The 14,025-nt window shown below is 41.9% G+C and carries 11 protein-coding genes; all 11 read right to left on the bottom strand.

Annotated elements, in window-relative coordinates:
• Positions 1-183: 183 nt before the first annotated feature.
• On the bottom strand, positions 184-1,353 hold the full coding sequence (gene dnaJ / locus ACTQ1L_RS08130; protein WP_055237086.1) for a molecular chaperone DnaJ: 1,170 nt from the start codon (positions 1,351-1,353) through the stop codon (positions 184-186).
• A gap of 156 nt (positions 1,354-1,509) precedes the next feature.
• Positions 1,510-3,408 carry a molecular chaperone DnaK gene (gene dnaK, locus ACTQ1L_RS08135; RefSeq protein WP_441366473.1) on the bottom strand — a complete coding sequence of 633 codons (1,899 nt, stop codon included), beginning with the start codon at positions 3,406-3,408 and terminating at the stop codon, positions 1,510-1,512.
• 141 nt (positions 3,409-3,549) lie between these two features.
• Positions 3,550-4,251: a nucleotide exchange factor GrpE gene (gene grpE / locus ACTQ1L_RS08140; protein WP_441366475.1), complete on the bottom strand. Its 702-nt coding sequence runs from the start codon at positions 4,249-4,251 to the stop codon at positions 3,550-3,552.
• Between the two features lie 14 nt (positions 4,252-4,265).
• The gene (gene hrcA / locus ACTQ1L_RS08145) at positions 4,266-5,348 is read right to left on the bottom strand and encodes a heat-inducible transcriptional repressor HrcA (protein ID WP_441366477.1); all 1,083 of its coding nucleotides are present in this window, start codon (positions 5,346-5,348) and stop codon (positions 4,266-4,268) included.
• Between the two features lie 408 nt (positions 5,349-5,756).
• Positions 5,757-7,874: a protease Lon-related BREX system protein BrxL gene (gene brxL / locus ACTQ1L_RS08150; protein ID WP_441366479.1), complete on the bottom strand. Its 2,118-nt coding sequence runs from the start codon at positions 7,872-7,874 to the stop codon at positions 5,757-5,759.
• A gap of 20 nt (positions 7,875-7,894) precedes the next feature.
• Positions 7,895-10,537: a BREX-1 system phosphatase PglZ type A gene (gene pglZ, locus ACTQ1L_RS08155; protein WP_441366481.1), complete on the bottom strand. Its 2,643-nt coding sequence runs from the start codon at positions 10,535-10,537 to the stop codon at positions 7,895-7,897.
• A 6-nt stretch (positions 10,538-10,543) separates the two neighbouring features.
• On the bottom strand, positions 10,544-12,082 hold the full coding sequence (locus tag ACTQ1L_RS08160) for an RNA-binding domain-containing protein (protein WP_441366563.1): 1,539 nt from the start codon (positions 12,080-12,082) through the stop codon (positions 10,544-10,546).
• Between the two features lie 42 nt (positions 12,083-12,124).
• Positions 12,125-13,075, bottom strand: a complete 951-nt coding sequence (locus ACTQ1L_RS08165; RefSeq protein ID WP_441366483.1) for a hypothetical protein — start codon at positions 13,073-13,075, stop codon at positions 12,125-12,127.
• Positions 13,072-13,317, bottom strand: coding sequence for a DUF3791 domain-containing protein (locus tag ACTQ1L_RS08170; RefSeq protein WP_148884962.1), 246 nt, complete (start codon positions 13,315-13,317; stop codon positions 13,072-13,074). The genes ACTQ1L_RS08165 and ACTQ1L_RS08170 overlap by 4 nt, the downstream gene beginning before the upstream one ends.
• Complete coding sequence (locus tag ACTQ1L_RS08175) at positions 13,314-13,784, bottom strand: DUF3990 domain-containing protein (protein WP_441366485.1); 471 nt, start codon at positions 13,782-13,784, stop codon at positions 13,314-13,316. The genes ACTQ1L_RS08170 and ACTQ1L_RS08175 overlap by 4 nt, the downstream gene beginning before the upstream one ends.
• Entirely contained in the window at positions 13,781-14,020 is a 240-nt protein-coding gene (locus tag ACTQ1L_RS08180; RefSeq protein WP_147611446.1) for a DUF3791 domain-containing protein, read from the bottom strand. Before ACTQ1L_RS08180 ends, ACTQ1L_RS08175 begins: the two co-directional genes overlap by 4 nt.
• Positions 14,021-14,025: the final 5 nt, after the last annotated feature.

Here is a 14,025-nt window from a genome sequence, read left to right on the forward strand (position 1 = left end):
TACATTTTACAAGGCAGTCATACGACTGCCTCCACAACTTATTTCATATAATACCATAAAAATGTGCTGTATAAAAGCCCCATTTTTTTATACGTAAAAATAGCCTAAAAAATGCCCCACCACACATGGCGGGACATATATTATAGGACATCTATTACAGATCATCTATTACAAATCATCTATTTACAGATCGTCCAAAGACTCCTTGAGCTTATCCATAAATCCTTTTTTCTTTTTAGAATCAGTAGAAGCTCCGCCCTCCTTGGTCAGAGAGCCACCTGAAAGCTCATCAAACTTCTTAAGAGCCTCTTTAGCTTCCTTAGACAGACCTGTAGGCGTATTGACAACAAGTGTGACATAATGGTCACCTCTTATTGCTTTATTTCTTGTTGAAGGAACACCCTTGCCCTTTAAGCGGATACGTGTACCTGTCTGTGTACCCGGTGCAACTGTGTATATAATATCTCCATCAACAGTCTTGATTCTTATATCTCCGCCTAAGGCTGCAATAGCATACGAGATGGATGCCTTCGAAAAGATGTTAACATCCTGACGCTCAAAATCCCTGCTGCCTGAAACAATAACTTCAACAAGAAGATCTCCACGCGGTCCGCCATTTATGCCCGGCTCGCCGTATTCACGTATTCTGACACACTGTCCATTATCTATACCGGCTGGAATCTCAACAGTCTTTCTGACCTTCTTGGTATTGTAGCCTGTACCGTGACATGTAGGACACTTATCCTTTACTACCTTGCCCGAACCACCGCAGGATGGACATGTTGTGACATTCTGCACTACTCCAAACAGAGACTGACTCTGTCTGACAACCTTACCTGTACCATTACACTGGGTACATGTCTCAGGAGATGTGCCCGGCTTAGCTCCGTTGCCTCCACAGGTAGAGCATGTCTCCTTATAGTTGAATTCAAGCTCCTTTGTACAGCCAAATATAGCTTCCTCAAAAGAAATTCTTACACTGAGACGGACATTTGCACCCTGTGCAGGACCATTTCTTCTGCCACTGCTTCTTCCACCTCCGAAGAAATCTCCGAAAATGTCCCCAAAAATATCCCCCATATCCATGCCTGAGAAATCAAAGCCACCTGCTCCGCCGCCTGTGCCATCAAATGCTGCATGACCGAACTGATCATACTGGCGTCTCTTATCCGGATCAGACAATACGGCATAGGCCTCCTGAGCCTCCTTAAACTTCTCCTCACACTCTTTATCACCCGGATGAATGTCAGGATGATATTTCTTCGCCTGCTGTCTGAAGGCTTTTTTAATCTCTGCATCTGTTGCGGTCTTAGATACTCCTAATACCTCATAATAATCTCTTTTTTCTGCCATAATTGAAAATTCCTTTTATTATACAACTAATTCGCAAGGTCGGCCAAGCGGCCAACCTTGCGAGTAATTTTACTTACGCAGCCATTATGATGCTTTGATTGATAACCCGAATTACAGGTCATTAATCCTCATATCATTATGGCAGCATCTGTTTAATTATACTTCCTTGAAATCTGCGTCGATGACATCATCATCTGCTCCGTTTGAAGCGCCTGCATTCATATCAGGTCCTGCCCCTGCTGCTCCTGCATTCATGTCAGGTCCTGCTCCAGCTGCTCCCTGCGCTGCCTGAGCCTGCTCATACATCTTTGCAAATACCTTCTGAGCACTCTGTGTGAGCTTCTCCTGTGCTGCCTTAAGCTCTGCAACATCAGCCTCTGTCATAGCCTCAGCCTCTTTATGTGCATCAAGGAATGACTTAACTGCTGCGATATCAGCCTCAACTGCTGACTTATCAGCGGCATCAACAGAATCTCCAACCTGCTTTAATGCATCCTCTGTCTGGAATACAAAGCTCTCAGCATCATTTCTTGCATCGATTGCTTCTTTTCTCTTCTTATCCTGTGCCTCAAACTCAGCAGCCTCTTTAACAGCCTTATCAATCTCATCATCAGACATATTAGATCCTGCTGTGATTGTGATGTGCTGCTCTTTTCCTGTTCCAAGATCCTTTGCAGACACATTTACGATACCATTTGCATCGATATCGAATGTAACCTCAATCTGTGGAACTCCACGACGTGCTGGTGGGATACCATCAAGTCTGAACTGTCCGAGTGATTTATTATCGCGGGCGAACTGTCTCTCACCCTGTACTACGTTGATATCAACGGCTGTCTGGTTATCAGCGGCTGTAGAGAATATCTGGCTCTTTCTTGTAGGAATAGTTGTATTTCTCTCGATAAGTCTTGTAGCAACACCACCCATTGTCTCGATTGAAAGAGAAAGTGGAGTAACATCAAGGAGAAGTACTTCGCCGGCACCGGCATCTCCTGCAAGCTTACCACCCTGGATAGAAGCACCGATTGCTACGCACTCATCAGGGTTAAGAGACTTGCTTGGCTCTTTTCCTGTCATCTGCTTTACCTTGTCCTGTACAGCCGGAATACGTGTAGAACCACCTACAAGTAATACCTGTCCAAGATCTGCATTTGTAATGCCTGCATCCTTCATAGCGTTCTGTACAGGGATTGCTGTTCTCTCTACGAGGTCATGTGTCAGCTCATCGAATTTAGCTCTTGTAAGAGTCATATCGAAATGCTTTGGTCCCTCTGCTGTAGCTGTGATGAATGGAAGGTTGATGTTTGTAGTAGTAGCTGAAGACAGCTCCTTCTTTGCCTTCTCAGCAGCTTCCTTTAATCTCTGGAGTGCCATCTTGTCTGTAGAAAGATCAACACCCTCTGCCTTCTTGAACTCGTCAATCATCCACTGTGTTACTTTGTTATCGAAATCATCACCACCAAGGTGTGTATCACCGTTTGTAGATAATACTTCGATGACTCCGTCACCAATCTCGATGATAGATACATCAAATGTACCACCACCAAGGTCATAAACCATAATCTTCTGCTCTTTCTCATTGTCAAGACCATAAGCAAGTGCTGCTGCTGTAGGCTCGTTGATGATACGCTTTACATCAAGACCTGCAATCTTGCCGGCATCCTTTGTAGCCTGACGCTGAGCATCGTTGAAGTAAGCCGGTACTGTGATAACTGCCTCTGTAACCTTCTCACCGAGGTATCCCTCTGCATCAGCCTTTAACTTCTGAAGTACCATAGCTGAAATCTGCTGTGGGCTGTAGCTCTTGTCATCAATCTGTACCTTGTAATCTGTACCCATATGTCTCTTGATAGAAGAAATTGTCTTCTCAGCATTTGTAACTGCCTGACGCTTTGCAGGCTCACCGATAAGTCTCTCTCCTGTCTTTGTGAAAGCAACTACTGAAGGTGTGGTTCTTGCACCCTCCTGGTTTGCTATAACTGTAGGTTTTCCACCTTCCATAACTGCTACGCAGCTGTTTGTTGTTCCTAAATCAATACCAATGATTTTGCCCATTTTATTTTCCTCCTATTAAATATAGCGTTTTTACATGTTTAATATATTTGTAACCATCCGTTGTCTCACAGGAATCCCTTAAATGCTGTCTGCATTCATATAAATCTGATTCACTGTCATGCCGGATAGATGTACACATCATTACTGTACTACCGATACCATGCTGTGGCGTACCACTGAATCCTTGTACATATAACCCTTCTGAAGCTCCTGTGCTACGGTGCCTGACTCAAGTTCATCATTTTCAACCTGCATCACCGCATTGTGGAAATCAGGATCAAACTCCTGTCCTACGCACTCTATTGGCTTTACACCTGCAGCATCAAGCTCTGTGAGCATCTGCTTGTAGACCTTATCCATACCTGTGATAAAAGGATCATCCTTCTTATCATCCGGTACTGCTGCAAGACCTCTCTCGAAATTGTCGATTACAGGAAGGATTTTCTCAACTATTGTCTTTGCTCCCATGTCAAACATCTGGGATTTTTCCTTCTCACTTCTCTTGCGGAAGTTCTCAAACTCTGCCATCTGTCTTTTCAGACGGTCGTTAAGTTCTTCTATCTGCTCATCCTTCTTGTCTTTTTTCTTTTTCTTGAAGAGACCTTTCTTTTCATCTGACTTATCATCTGCTTTATCATCTGCTTTTTCATCTGCTTTTTCATCTGCTTTTGCTTCTGCATCAGTCGAAGCATCATCATCTGATTCAGTTTCATTCATATCTGTATCTTTTGCTTCTTCGGCTGCCTGAGTGCTTTCCTCATCAGCTCCTTCAATCTCTATCTCTTCTGCTTTGTTTTCTGCAGTCTCATTGTCGATTGTTTCTTTTTTAATATCCTCTGGCATTTTTGACCACCTTCCTATGTTTCATCCTCAGACTTCTTATAAATTCCATCTAACTGGGATTTAAGAGTCTTTAGATTATCCATTACTTTTTCATAATCCATGCGCTTTGGTCCGACAATTCCTATCGTGCCCTTTACGCCCTCACCCAGATCATATGTCGCAGTGACAACACTGCAGTCCTTCATGGTCTGGATTGGAGATTCATTCCCTATATAAACCTGAATACCTGTTCCATTGTCCTTCTTCTCGGAATCGGATAGGGATTCAGTAACAAGGCTTGCTAGCTCTTCCTTTTCCTCAAATGCTGACAAAAGTGTCGCTACATTATTGGAATCCGAAAGCTCAGGATACTTCAGTATATTTGTCGCTCCGCTGGTGTAAATCTTAAGATCCTCACTCTCAGCGAAGGTCTGTGCCAATGCATCAATCACATCAGAGACAATTCCTGAATGAATACCAGCGCGTTCCTTTATGCTTGCAATGTTTCCAAGATTAATCTCGTTCATTGCGAGTCCGTTTAGTGAGGTGTTAAGCAGAATGTTGAGCTTAAGTATCGTCTCATTGTCAAGCGGCTCATATAAATCAAGCATCTTGTTTCTGACCATATTATTGTTCATAACAATTACTGCAAGCAGGTGCTGGTCGTCAACCTGTGAAAGCTGGATGAATTTCACCTTGTTGTGATTGACATCCGGTGCAGAAACAAGTGTGGCATAATTGGTATTGTTTGCAAGTACCTTTGCCGCCTGCTTTAACACATGCTCCATCTTCTCGGTATTTTCAATGACCAGCTCCTTCATATCAGAAAGCTCTTTTTCCTTCTTATCATTGGTCTCTATAAGATGGTCTACATATAATCTGTAGCCCTTATCCGAGGGAATTCTTCCTGCTGAGGTATGTGGCTGTACTATATAGCCCATCTCCTCTAAGTCACTCATCTCATTTCTGATTGTTGCCGAGCTCAGATTAAGATCTGTATATTTTGAAATTGTACGTGAGCCAACCGGCTCTCCTGTGGCGAGATAATTGCGGATGATTGCATCCAGTATGGTAAGCTGTCTCTCGCTCAACTCTAGTTCTTTGTTTTCATTTTCCATTGGTCACACGCTCCATCTGAAGTATGCTTTTAATTTATTAGCACTCTGTATTTTGGAGTGCTAATTTTTTATCTGTACATAACATACCACCACCTATTAGCAATGTCAACCCTCGAGTGCTAATTTTTTTAATAAAATTTTTGAAACCCTTGATTTTACAGGGGTTTCAGGCTTTATTAATTTTCTATTAAATTGATTTTGGCGGTATTTACACCACTTTTACACCATTTTTTCAAGTTTTTCTATTTCCACCTTTGCGTCATACCTATTATTTAGGTGATTATATACATCATGAAAAATAAAAAGCACTGTAAACCGATAATCCAACAGTTTTCAGTGCTTTTTTCATGTTTTTTCTTTTAAATTTTCCTCAGACATCTATATGAATGAAACTTATCCCTCCTTATATTACTCTACCCCCAACGCCTTAAACACTGCATCTTCCGCACTCTGATAAGGAATCAGCTGAAATGCACTCATCAGATCAGCCGGAACACTTGCAAAATCAACAAACGAGGTACTCGGAATCAGCACCTTCTTTGCGCCGCTATCCAGACACACCTGAAGTGTATTAGCAAGTTCATCCACCTTTATCATTGTGCCACTAATTGTTATATCTCCCAACACTGCCAAATTGCTGACAACAGGCTTTCCAAGGGCAATCGAACAAAGTGCAATCAATGTTGAAAGTGCCAATTTGTCTGTCATACCGATACCCTGCAAATCCTGATAATTGATGATGTAATCCTGGGTTGAGGTGCTGATAGAGCCACTGATCCGATTGCCGTTGGCTTTCAGATAATTAAATGCCGTGTTCACAGCTTCCTTGCATTTGGAATCACTGCCTAAGCCTGTCCGTTCAATCTTGCCATTGCCCGGAAGCATCTGGCTTTCCAAACGGAATACACCAATCATACCACTTTTTCCTCTGGATACGGTATAAACCTGTCCCGGATTGCACATTCCATCCGGTATCAATTTACCGCCTCCTTGCTCCGGTACAGAAACATAATGTTCTGACATATCCTCCAGGTCGATATAGGAGAAATTCACATCATAAAACTCCATACCGCCCAGCTTTTTCAGCTGTTCTTTTACACGGCGGCGCATTTCCAATGCAATCTGAATAACTTCTTCCAATTCTTCTTTGGTAAACTCACCATTTGGGTACATCAACTTCAGATAACCGTCTATCATACGACGAACCGCAATTGTATCACGCTGATTCAGATTTCTCCCCAAGCGGAAGTAGTGATCAAGCGCATCTCCATACTGCTCCTTGCGAAGCTCTCGGATGAACTCTGCCAAATAGTCACTGATAAAACCATAATCATCGGTAAAATGCTCCGGTCTGAACTTCGGTATCTCCCATCCTGGAAGATAACAGTGCATACGATCAAGAAATGCTGTATCTGTTCCCATTTCCTGCGGGAAAGGTGCAAACAGACTGGACGTTTTCAACAGCACGTCCACACTCTGATTGATATTTCCCACAAATACCATGGACGCAGTAGCAGCTTTTTCTTCTTTGCCACGGGCAAAAGAGCCGGATGCCATGTAATCCTTCATAATCTGAATGCCATCTTTATCTTTAAACTTGATACCTGCCACTTCATCAAAGGCTACACAGTCCCATAAGCCGACCAGTCCGACCGTTTTGCGTCCCATATTGTAAAACAGGTTTGCAACCGTCGTCTGTCCACCGGAAATCAAAATACTGTTGGGTGAAATCTCTTTGTAAAGATGAGATTTACCGGTGCTTCTCGGTCCAAGCTCACAAAGATTAAAGTTATTCTCAACTAATGGAATCATACGGGTCAAGAGCAACCATTTCTCACGGTATGTGAATTCATCCGGTTCCATTCCGATAGAACGAAGAAGGATATCCAACCATTCATCTTTCGTAAAAGCTTTTCGTCCCTGCTTCAGTTCATCAATATCAATGTGCGGCATCTGGATTGGTGTCAGCTTACGGATACTGATTGGTGAAATATCTTTCTGCTTTTTCTGTTTGGAACGAAGCGGATTTCCATCAATGTCCTCAATACCAAAGTTATTGTCACCTTCAACCTCATAATCCAGCTGAACAATACACCAGATACCGCCGCAGAGCAGGCGATCAAATTTTTCTGGATATTCATCGGCAATCGGTACATTACCAACGCCCAAATTAGAAAACTCTGCAAAAAAGCAATCCTTTTTCATATCCAGTCGAACAGTCACCATATCAATAATCGTGTGACTACCTTTTTTACGCAACTGAGACAGAATCTTCTGTGATTCATCCGGGCGTACAAAGTTGTCAGCAAGAATACGCTTCACGTTCTGTACACCTTTCTCTATAACAGTCTCATCATCTGAACTGCAATACTGTCCCAACAAGAACTCAAGAACATACACCGGGACATTCGCCCCTTCTTTAATTTTCTTTGTCAGGTCTTTCCGAACAATCTTACCGTCAAAGTTCTGACGGAGCTTGTTCTTTATTTCTTCGCGGGTACTTTCACCCTCTGCAAATTGCTCCATCTTTCTCTCCTCCTGCGGCATTAATTAAAAAAATCAAACTCATCCACCGCAAAGGCGATGTCAATCTGGAACGGCTCACGCTGTGGCATCTGTAATCCCTGTTCATCTGCAATTACCAGATAATAAGTAGCTGTATTGCTGTATTTTAGAGATTTTAGATTAAACTGACAACGGAAAGTTCTTTCTGCACCGTTATCGCTGGTCTTATCTGCAATAATCTTCTGAATATCACTAATCTGCTTGCCGTCCTCATCTGTAAAGTAAACCTGATAGGTTGCAGCTTCACGGTTTGTACTGACCGCATCTTTTTGATAGAAGTTCAATGAAAAAATCATATTGCTAATCTTACGGTTTGCGGACAGTAAATTAACCGTTACCGGCTTAGTATCATATTTCTGTTTATTACGCTTGTATTCCATAGAATCATTACGGAGATAATGGTACTCAATCACTGGAACAACCATTTCCTGCAAACTGATACCACCATGCACAAAATTCATACCGCCGCCATTCATTTTGATACGAATACTTTCTCTCGGTGCAAATCCATCAAATTCCGTATTTCCACCCAGGAATTTTACAGGCATCAAGTAATCTGGTTGCACCCCCTTCTGCATAATTGCATATCTTCTGCCATACTCCACACATCGCTTGATACTTTCTTTTTTTGTAATGTCAGAGTTTGTTACATTCACATCAAAAAAGCCTCTTTTATCTACTTTGTCCTCTTCCTTCAAAGGACTGTATGTATAAAGAAATCCATGATCTGCCGTAATTAGAATATTCGTTCCGCCAAATTCATTTACAATGATACGCACAAGATTCTTTAATTCTGAAATTGCCTTGTCACACGCAGCAAAAACTGCAGTATCCGAAGTGTGGCTGGCTTCATCAATGGTATCGTGGTAAATATAGACCACATCCATACCTTTTACCAAAGCACTTCTTTCCGCTCGTTTCATAGCAATGATGTCATTATACTTTAAAGCCACGCTTGCCGAATCTTCTGTTTTCAGAACCTTATCCCTATAAGTACTTGCCGTAGACTGTCCATCTGCCAAAACCGTCAAAATATCGTTCCAAACCTCTACTGTCAATTCTTTGTGCGGCAACAGAGCTGCCATACCAAACTTTGTAGTAGAAGGGAAGATACTCTGCATACTGCTGATAGAGACCTTACTTTGCGTTTCTCGCTGAAGCTGATCTGCCATCGTAGCCGCTACTTCATAACGCATGGCATCTGAGATAATTACAAATACTTTCGTATCCGAGGTTTGGATACGGGAACGGTAAAAATCCTCCTGTTGCGGTACTTCCAAAACTTTACCGTAAGTTGCCAGTTCATCCGCACATACATCCGACCAGTTGTTGCCCAACTCACCTAAGAACCAGTGCGTATAAAGTCCTTCCACCTTATCGACAACATGCTTGAACAAATCATCTAGCAGAATATTGGAAGTCTCCAAACTCTTTTGAAAACTAAGATGGAACAAACGGTAATAAGTGTCCATCTGAAAGTAACTCTCTGTATATTCTTTCCAGATACTTTTCGCTTCTGCGGTATGGAATCCGGCAGAATGTTCCTTAAAGAAACTTTGCATATTCGCCACTTGTAAGATACCGTCATAAAAATTCTCAAATGGCTCATACCATACACAAGTTCTACGTTTTTCAACGGTATTCGTAATGGTATCCACATCAATAATATGGTCACTAATCTCTGTCATTAGCTTTGTCAGAATTACTTCGTTAATACACGGAAAGCACTCTGTTCCTACCAAATCTTCTACTGTCAGCTTTTCCAAACGCTGATACAGACGAGCTTCATCCTCAACATAACGTGCCACATCATATAATTGAGTAATGTTATCACTATGAAGCCATTCAGAAATAAAATCATAGCAGTATGCCTGATGAGGTATGGAAATAAAACTGTCCAGTCCGGCAAGATATTCCTGCCTCATGGTACGGGTCGCTGCAGTTAAAAGCAGATGAATTGCCAACTGCCCAAGATCCGGTTCTTCCTCCACAAATCCACATCCCTGACGAACCATCGCCCAAAAAGCTGCGTCTGCATGATATTTTACAAAATCCTGATAAACCGTATTATTATTCAAATCCAGTCCCTCCTGGAACACACTACGGAGAATCATATTGGGCTGTGCATCTTTCAATCCACAGATTGCCGCCATGACAGCCATGTGTAACTGTGCCGGTGTTTCCGGAACTTTATTCTGCATGCTGACTTTCAAACGACGGTCTTTCGCATTGAAATAAGCACGATAATTTTTAACCTGTTTCCTCATTGCCGGATTTGATATAAGTCCCATCTCATCCATCCAGATAGAAATCAGATCCGCCCGAAACTCTTCACTGTAAAGCTCCACATCCAGAAGCCAGTTATCATCCGGGCGGTTATAGACACACGGACTGTAAACCAGATAATTTGTAGTCAAATCATCTACTGAAAGCAGTTTTTTTACTGAAAACGCATTATTTCCAGTCAGCGCAATCACCTTTGCATTTTCCAAAACCACTTCATCCAGCTTATCCTGAAATTCCTTATCTTCATCGTACCAGAAAATGATACGACGCTGATAAAACTCAGGCAGAGGTGCAGCAAATCTGCGATTTAAATCTTGTATTATTTTATCTGTATCCATGCTGCATTATCTCCCTTCCGTATTTTTTACATAAATAGTGCTTCGTGCCGCACCCTCTTTTCTCAAATAACCGTCCTTAACCATATTCAGCAAGACAGCTCTGGCTCTACGATGTTTTACATCTAAAATCTCTACTGTTTCAGCAGTAGTAATAGAGCCATTTTCCAATACATATTTATAGATTTGTTGTTCCCGTTCACTATCCGGTATTTTCTCAGTCGTATCTGGCACTTCGTTGCCACTATCCGGCATTTTTTTCATATTATCTGGCACTATTTCTGTTTTATCCGGCACTTTATTGCCACTATCCGGCATTTTACCAATAGTATCCGGCACTTTAATGGCGTTATTGAGGTCAACAGTGCCGTCAACCTGTCCTCGATAAATATTGATACGCAAATCAACTTCGCCACCAATAAACTCCGGCTCCCGCAGCCCGGCAGCTTTTACTTTATCAATAATTCTCGGAATACCGCTTCCCCAATGCTCGATCAGGTTCATGTAAGCAAACGCATGGGCAAGAGCTTCATTTCTGATTTTAGAATAGCCTTCTTTCATACGCTCCATCGTTTGTCCCATTGGCAGCTTTCCTGGAGAAGTAATTTCCAATCGGTTGTCATATACCGCTACCTGTATCGTACCATGATCCAGATAACTACGATGTACCATAGCATTTATAATCAACTCACGAATGGCATCCGGTGGAATCTCATAAACATCCTGGCGATAAATTCCCACAATAGCAGCGCCCAGATGAATATTTCTCAAGACAAACTGAAATGCTTCGTCTATCTGTTCCCAAAGCGGTCCGGTATATTCTCTACGATCAACAAATACCGCTTTCGTTGTCCCTTTGAACACGCCACATTGCGTTGCAACATGAAGTCCACCATTACCTGTCAAAATAGCAAACGCATTGGACGGATAATCTTTTCCATCACGCTCAATCAAAATACCCCAGGAACGCAGCTGCTGTCTACAGACATCTTTAATCGCTGCTTTCTGTTCCTCTGTACGGGCATTTTTAACAGCCTGTTCTTTCATAGCTTTACAAAGTACATCAATATCTTCATCTGTAACATTTAACCCAGTACATAAAGCCTGATCGTAGTAGCGGTTACTGCCCTCAAACAGCAGCTCCTTTACCATATACTCGTCGGCAAGGCGGGTAGTTCCGGCAACACGGACATATACACCGCCATCTCTGCCAAGAGCCTTGATATAATACGGTCGCTGTCTGCCCTCTGAAACCTCTACCACAATAACAGTCTTGCCATCAACCGTTTGTAAAGTAATATCCGGGATGATTGCCGGTTCACAGCTGTCTGATACAGCATTTGCAATGGCATCCATTTTCTTGAACACATCTTCTTTGTCAAAGCCGACAACCTCTCTGGTTTTATCGGCAATTCCGAAAATGATTTTTCCTCCGGTTCCATTTGCAAAGGCAACCACAGATTTCATATATTTGATGCTTTTCTCCGGCAGGTTCTCTTTAAACTCTACATTCTTCGATTCGCCTGCAAGAATTTCTTCTATGGTCATCATAACACCTCGCTCTCTTTGGCAGCCTTTACTGCCATATTTTTACTTAATTGATGAAGAAATTGAGCTCAGTGCTTTGCTTAAAGCATCTTCATCAGCCTGCTTTCTTCTCTCACTTTCCCACATACCGAGTATCTGATAAATGCATTCTTTCACAACAGGAAAATACTTTCGACATTCTTCTTCGCTTAACTCATGAATACCCTTGCTCAAGATTCCATAAATAGTTGTATTTTTGACCAGTATATCTGGAAGATAGCCTTCCAACATCTTAATTTTTTCAGCAACTTTCGCCTGTTCAAACATCTCGTTATCAATGACATCAGCCGCAGCTTCTTTTGCTTTGTAAACAAGTCTTTCAAGAATTCGTCTCAAATAAACATATGAACCAGCACCAACACCATTTGCAAAAAGTCCTATTGCAGTTCCAAGTTCCTTACGATCTTCCTTCGAAATTACATGTTTATACGCATCTAATTCTGGAAATGTCATATCTGCAATAGATGGATACTGCCCAATTTTCATCATTGAATTGTCCGTTGTCAGAACAATATAATCAAGATGATGCTTCTCATCCATTGAACAAATATATTCCAATTTCATTAATCTCGTAGTATCAGCTATTTGCCAATTTATCCATTTCCATTCTTCGGCAGGACTCTTTTCTTGTCTGGATTTGGTACTAAATATCATATTTTGAAGTGACTCTATTTCCTCACCAAGAGATGCACAACTAATTTCTTCATCCCCCTCTGGACCCATTTCAAAATAATACTCAATAGGTTTCATGCTAAAAACACGCTCTTGTTTGCATTCTTTACAATAAGCACTAATTTTAACGTTTCCTTTAAGCAACTCAATTAAGTCAGCAATATTATCTTCATCCATTTTCATGGAATCATAAAGTCCAGCCGTTTGCAAAAAATTTGCAAATACATTATCTTTACTGGAAACTATATCGGATGGTATTGAATCAAAAATATTATGTCTCACTTTATTCTCTCCTTTACTACCGCTTTTTCAGGCACTTTCTCCTCATATTCCTGTTTCAATTCCTCTGCCAAATACGCATCGCTCATGCAGTGCATATCGGAAACACCATCACGGAGCAGCTGATAAACCTGGGAATGATAAAAGAAATCCAATGCCGCATCCAGTGAAAGTCCCTGCTGTTTGGCAAAGCACTCAATAACACGGCTATATTTTTTCTGAAGCAAAATCGGATTTGCTGTCATAATGTTTCACTCCCTTCAAAATGCAACAGAGACAGTGCTTTCTCTGTGCGGAAACATATTTGCAGGTTCGGCTTTTCATAACGCAGGCGGTTGATAGCTTCCGTTTTATCAATCAGTCCGTCAAAGAACAGCTCCACGGTATTGAACACTTTATCATTGGCAACACCGCCTACAACAAGGTCGTAATCTGTCGAATCTTTTCCACTGCGGCAGTTCAGAATGAAATCCAGCCATTCTCCGGAATAAGAATCGAATTTCAGCGTTTTCAGTTCAGATTTCCGGCTTTCATCGTATTCATACCGAGAGATAATGCCATCTTCCCCACGGCGTTTGAACTTACCGCACCACTTCGCTGCCTGTTCATACAGCGGCGTGACATAGAAGCCACGCCCGAAGTCTACATTGGGGCGGGAATGAACCAAATCCGGCTTTGCAATCTCTAAAAAAGAACCATGATAAAGAATCATACTTCCACACCCCTTTCTTTCATCACATCAAGGAGATCATCAACGATATATTCCCGGCTCTGGGTATGCAGCACTTCATATTCCGGCACGATATAACCGTTCAGAATATCGCTTTGTTCGGTAAATGCCTGATAGACACGCTCTGCATCCACCCCCAGCTTTGCTGCTACATTTTCAATGCAAAATACAGCAAACTCCAGCTCACTGGAATTTTTGATTTTTTCATCCGTCATCATATGTC

Source organism: Agathobacter sp. LCP21S3_B2, from assembly GCF_052118705.1.
GTDB lineage: Bacteria > Bacillota > Clostridia > Lachnospirales > Lachnospiraceae > Roseburia.

Excerpts from the sequence above, each read along its gene's own strand:
- dnaJ (WP_055237086.1), bottom strand. The coding sequence starts at position 1,353 with ATGGCAGAAAAAAGAGATTATTATGAGGTATTAGGAGTATCTAAGACC.
- dnaK (WP_441366473.1), bottom strand. The coding sequence starts at position 3,408 with ATGGGCAAAATCATTGGTATTGATTTAGGAACAACAAACAGCTGCGTA.
- grpE (WP_441366475.1), bottom strand. The coding sequence starts at position 4,251 with ATGCCAGAGGATATTAAAAAAGAAACAATCGACAATGAGACTGCAGAA.
- hrcA (WP_441366477.1), bottom strand. The coding sequence starts at position 5,348 with ATGGAAAATGAAAACAAAGAACTAGAGTTGAGCGAGAGACAGCTTACC.
- brxL (WP_441366479.1), bottom strand. The coding sequence starts at position 7,874 with ATGGAGCAATTTGCAGAGGGTGAAAGTACCCGCGAAGAAATAAAGAAC.
- pglZ (WP_441366481.1), bottom strand. The coding sequence starts at position 10,537 with ATGGATACAGATAAAATAATACAAGATTTAAATCGCAGATTTGCTGCA.
- ACTQ1L_RS08160 (WP_441366563.1), bottom strand. The coding sequence starts at position 12,082 with ATGACCATAGAAGAAATTCTTGCAGGCGAATCGAAGAATGTAGAGTTT.
- ACTQ1L_RS08170 (WP_148884962.1), bottom strand. The coding sequence starts at position 13,317 with ATGACAGCAAATCCGATTTTGCTTCAGAAAAAATATAGCCGTGTTATT.
- ACTQ1L_RS08175 (WP_441366485.1), bottom strand. The coding sequence starts at position 13,784 with ATGATTCTTTATCATGGTTCTTTTTTAGAGATTGCAAAGCCGGATTTG.
- ACTQ1L_RS08180 (WP_147611446.1), bottom strand. The coding sequence starts at position 14,020 with ATGATGACGGATGAAAAAATCAAAAATTCCAGTGAGCTGGAGTTTGCT.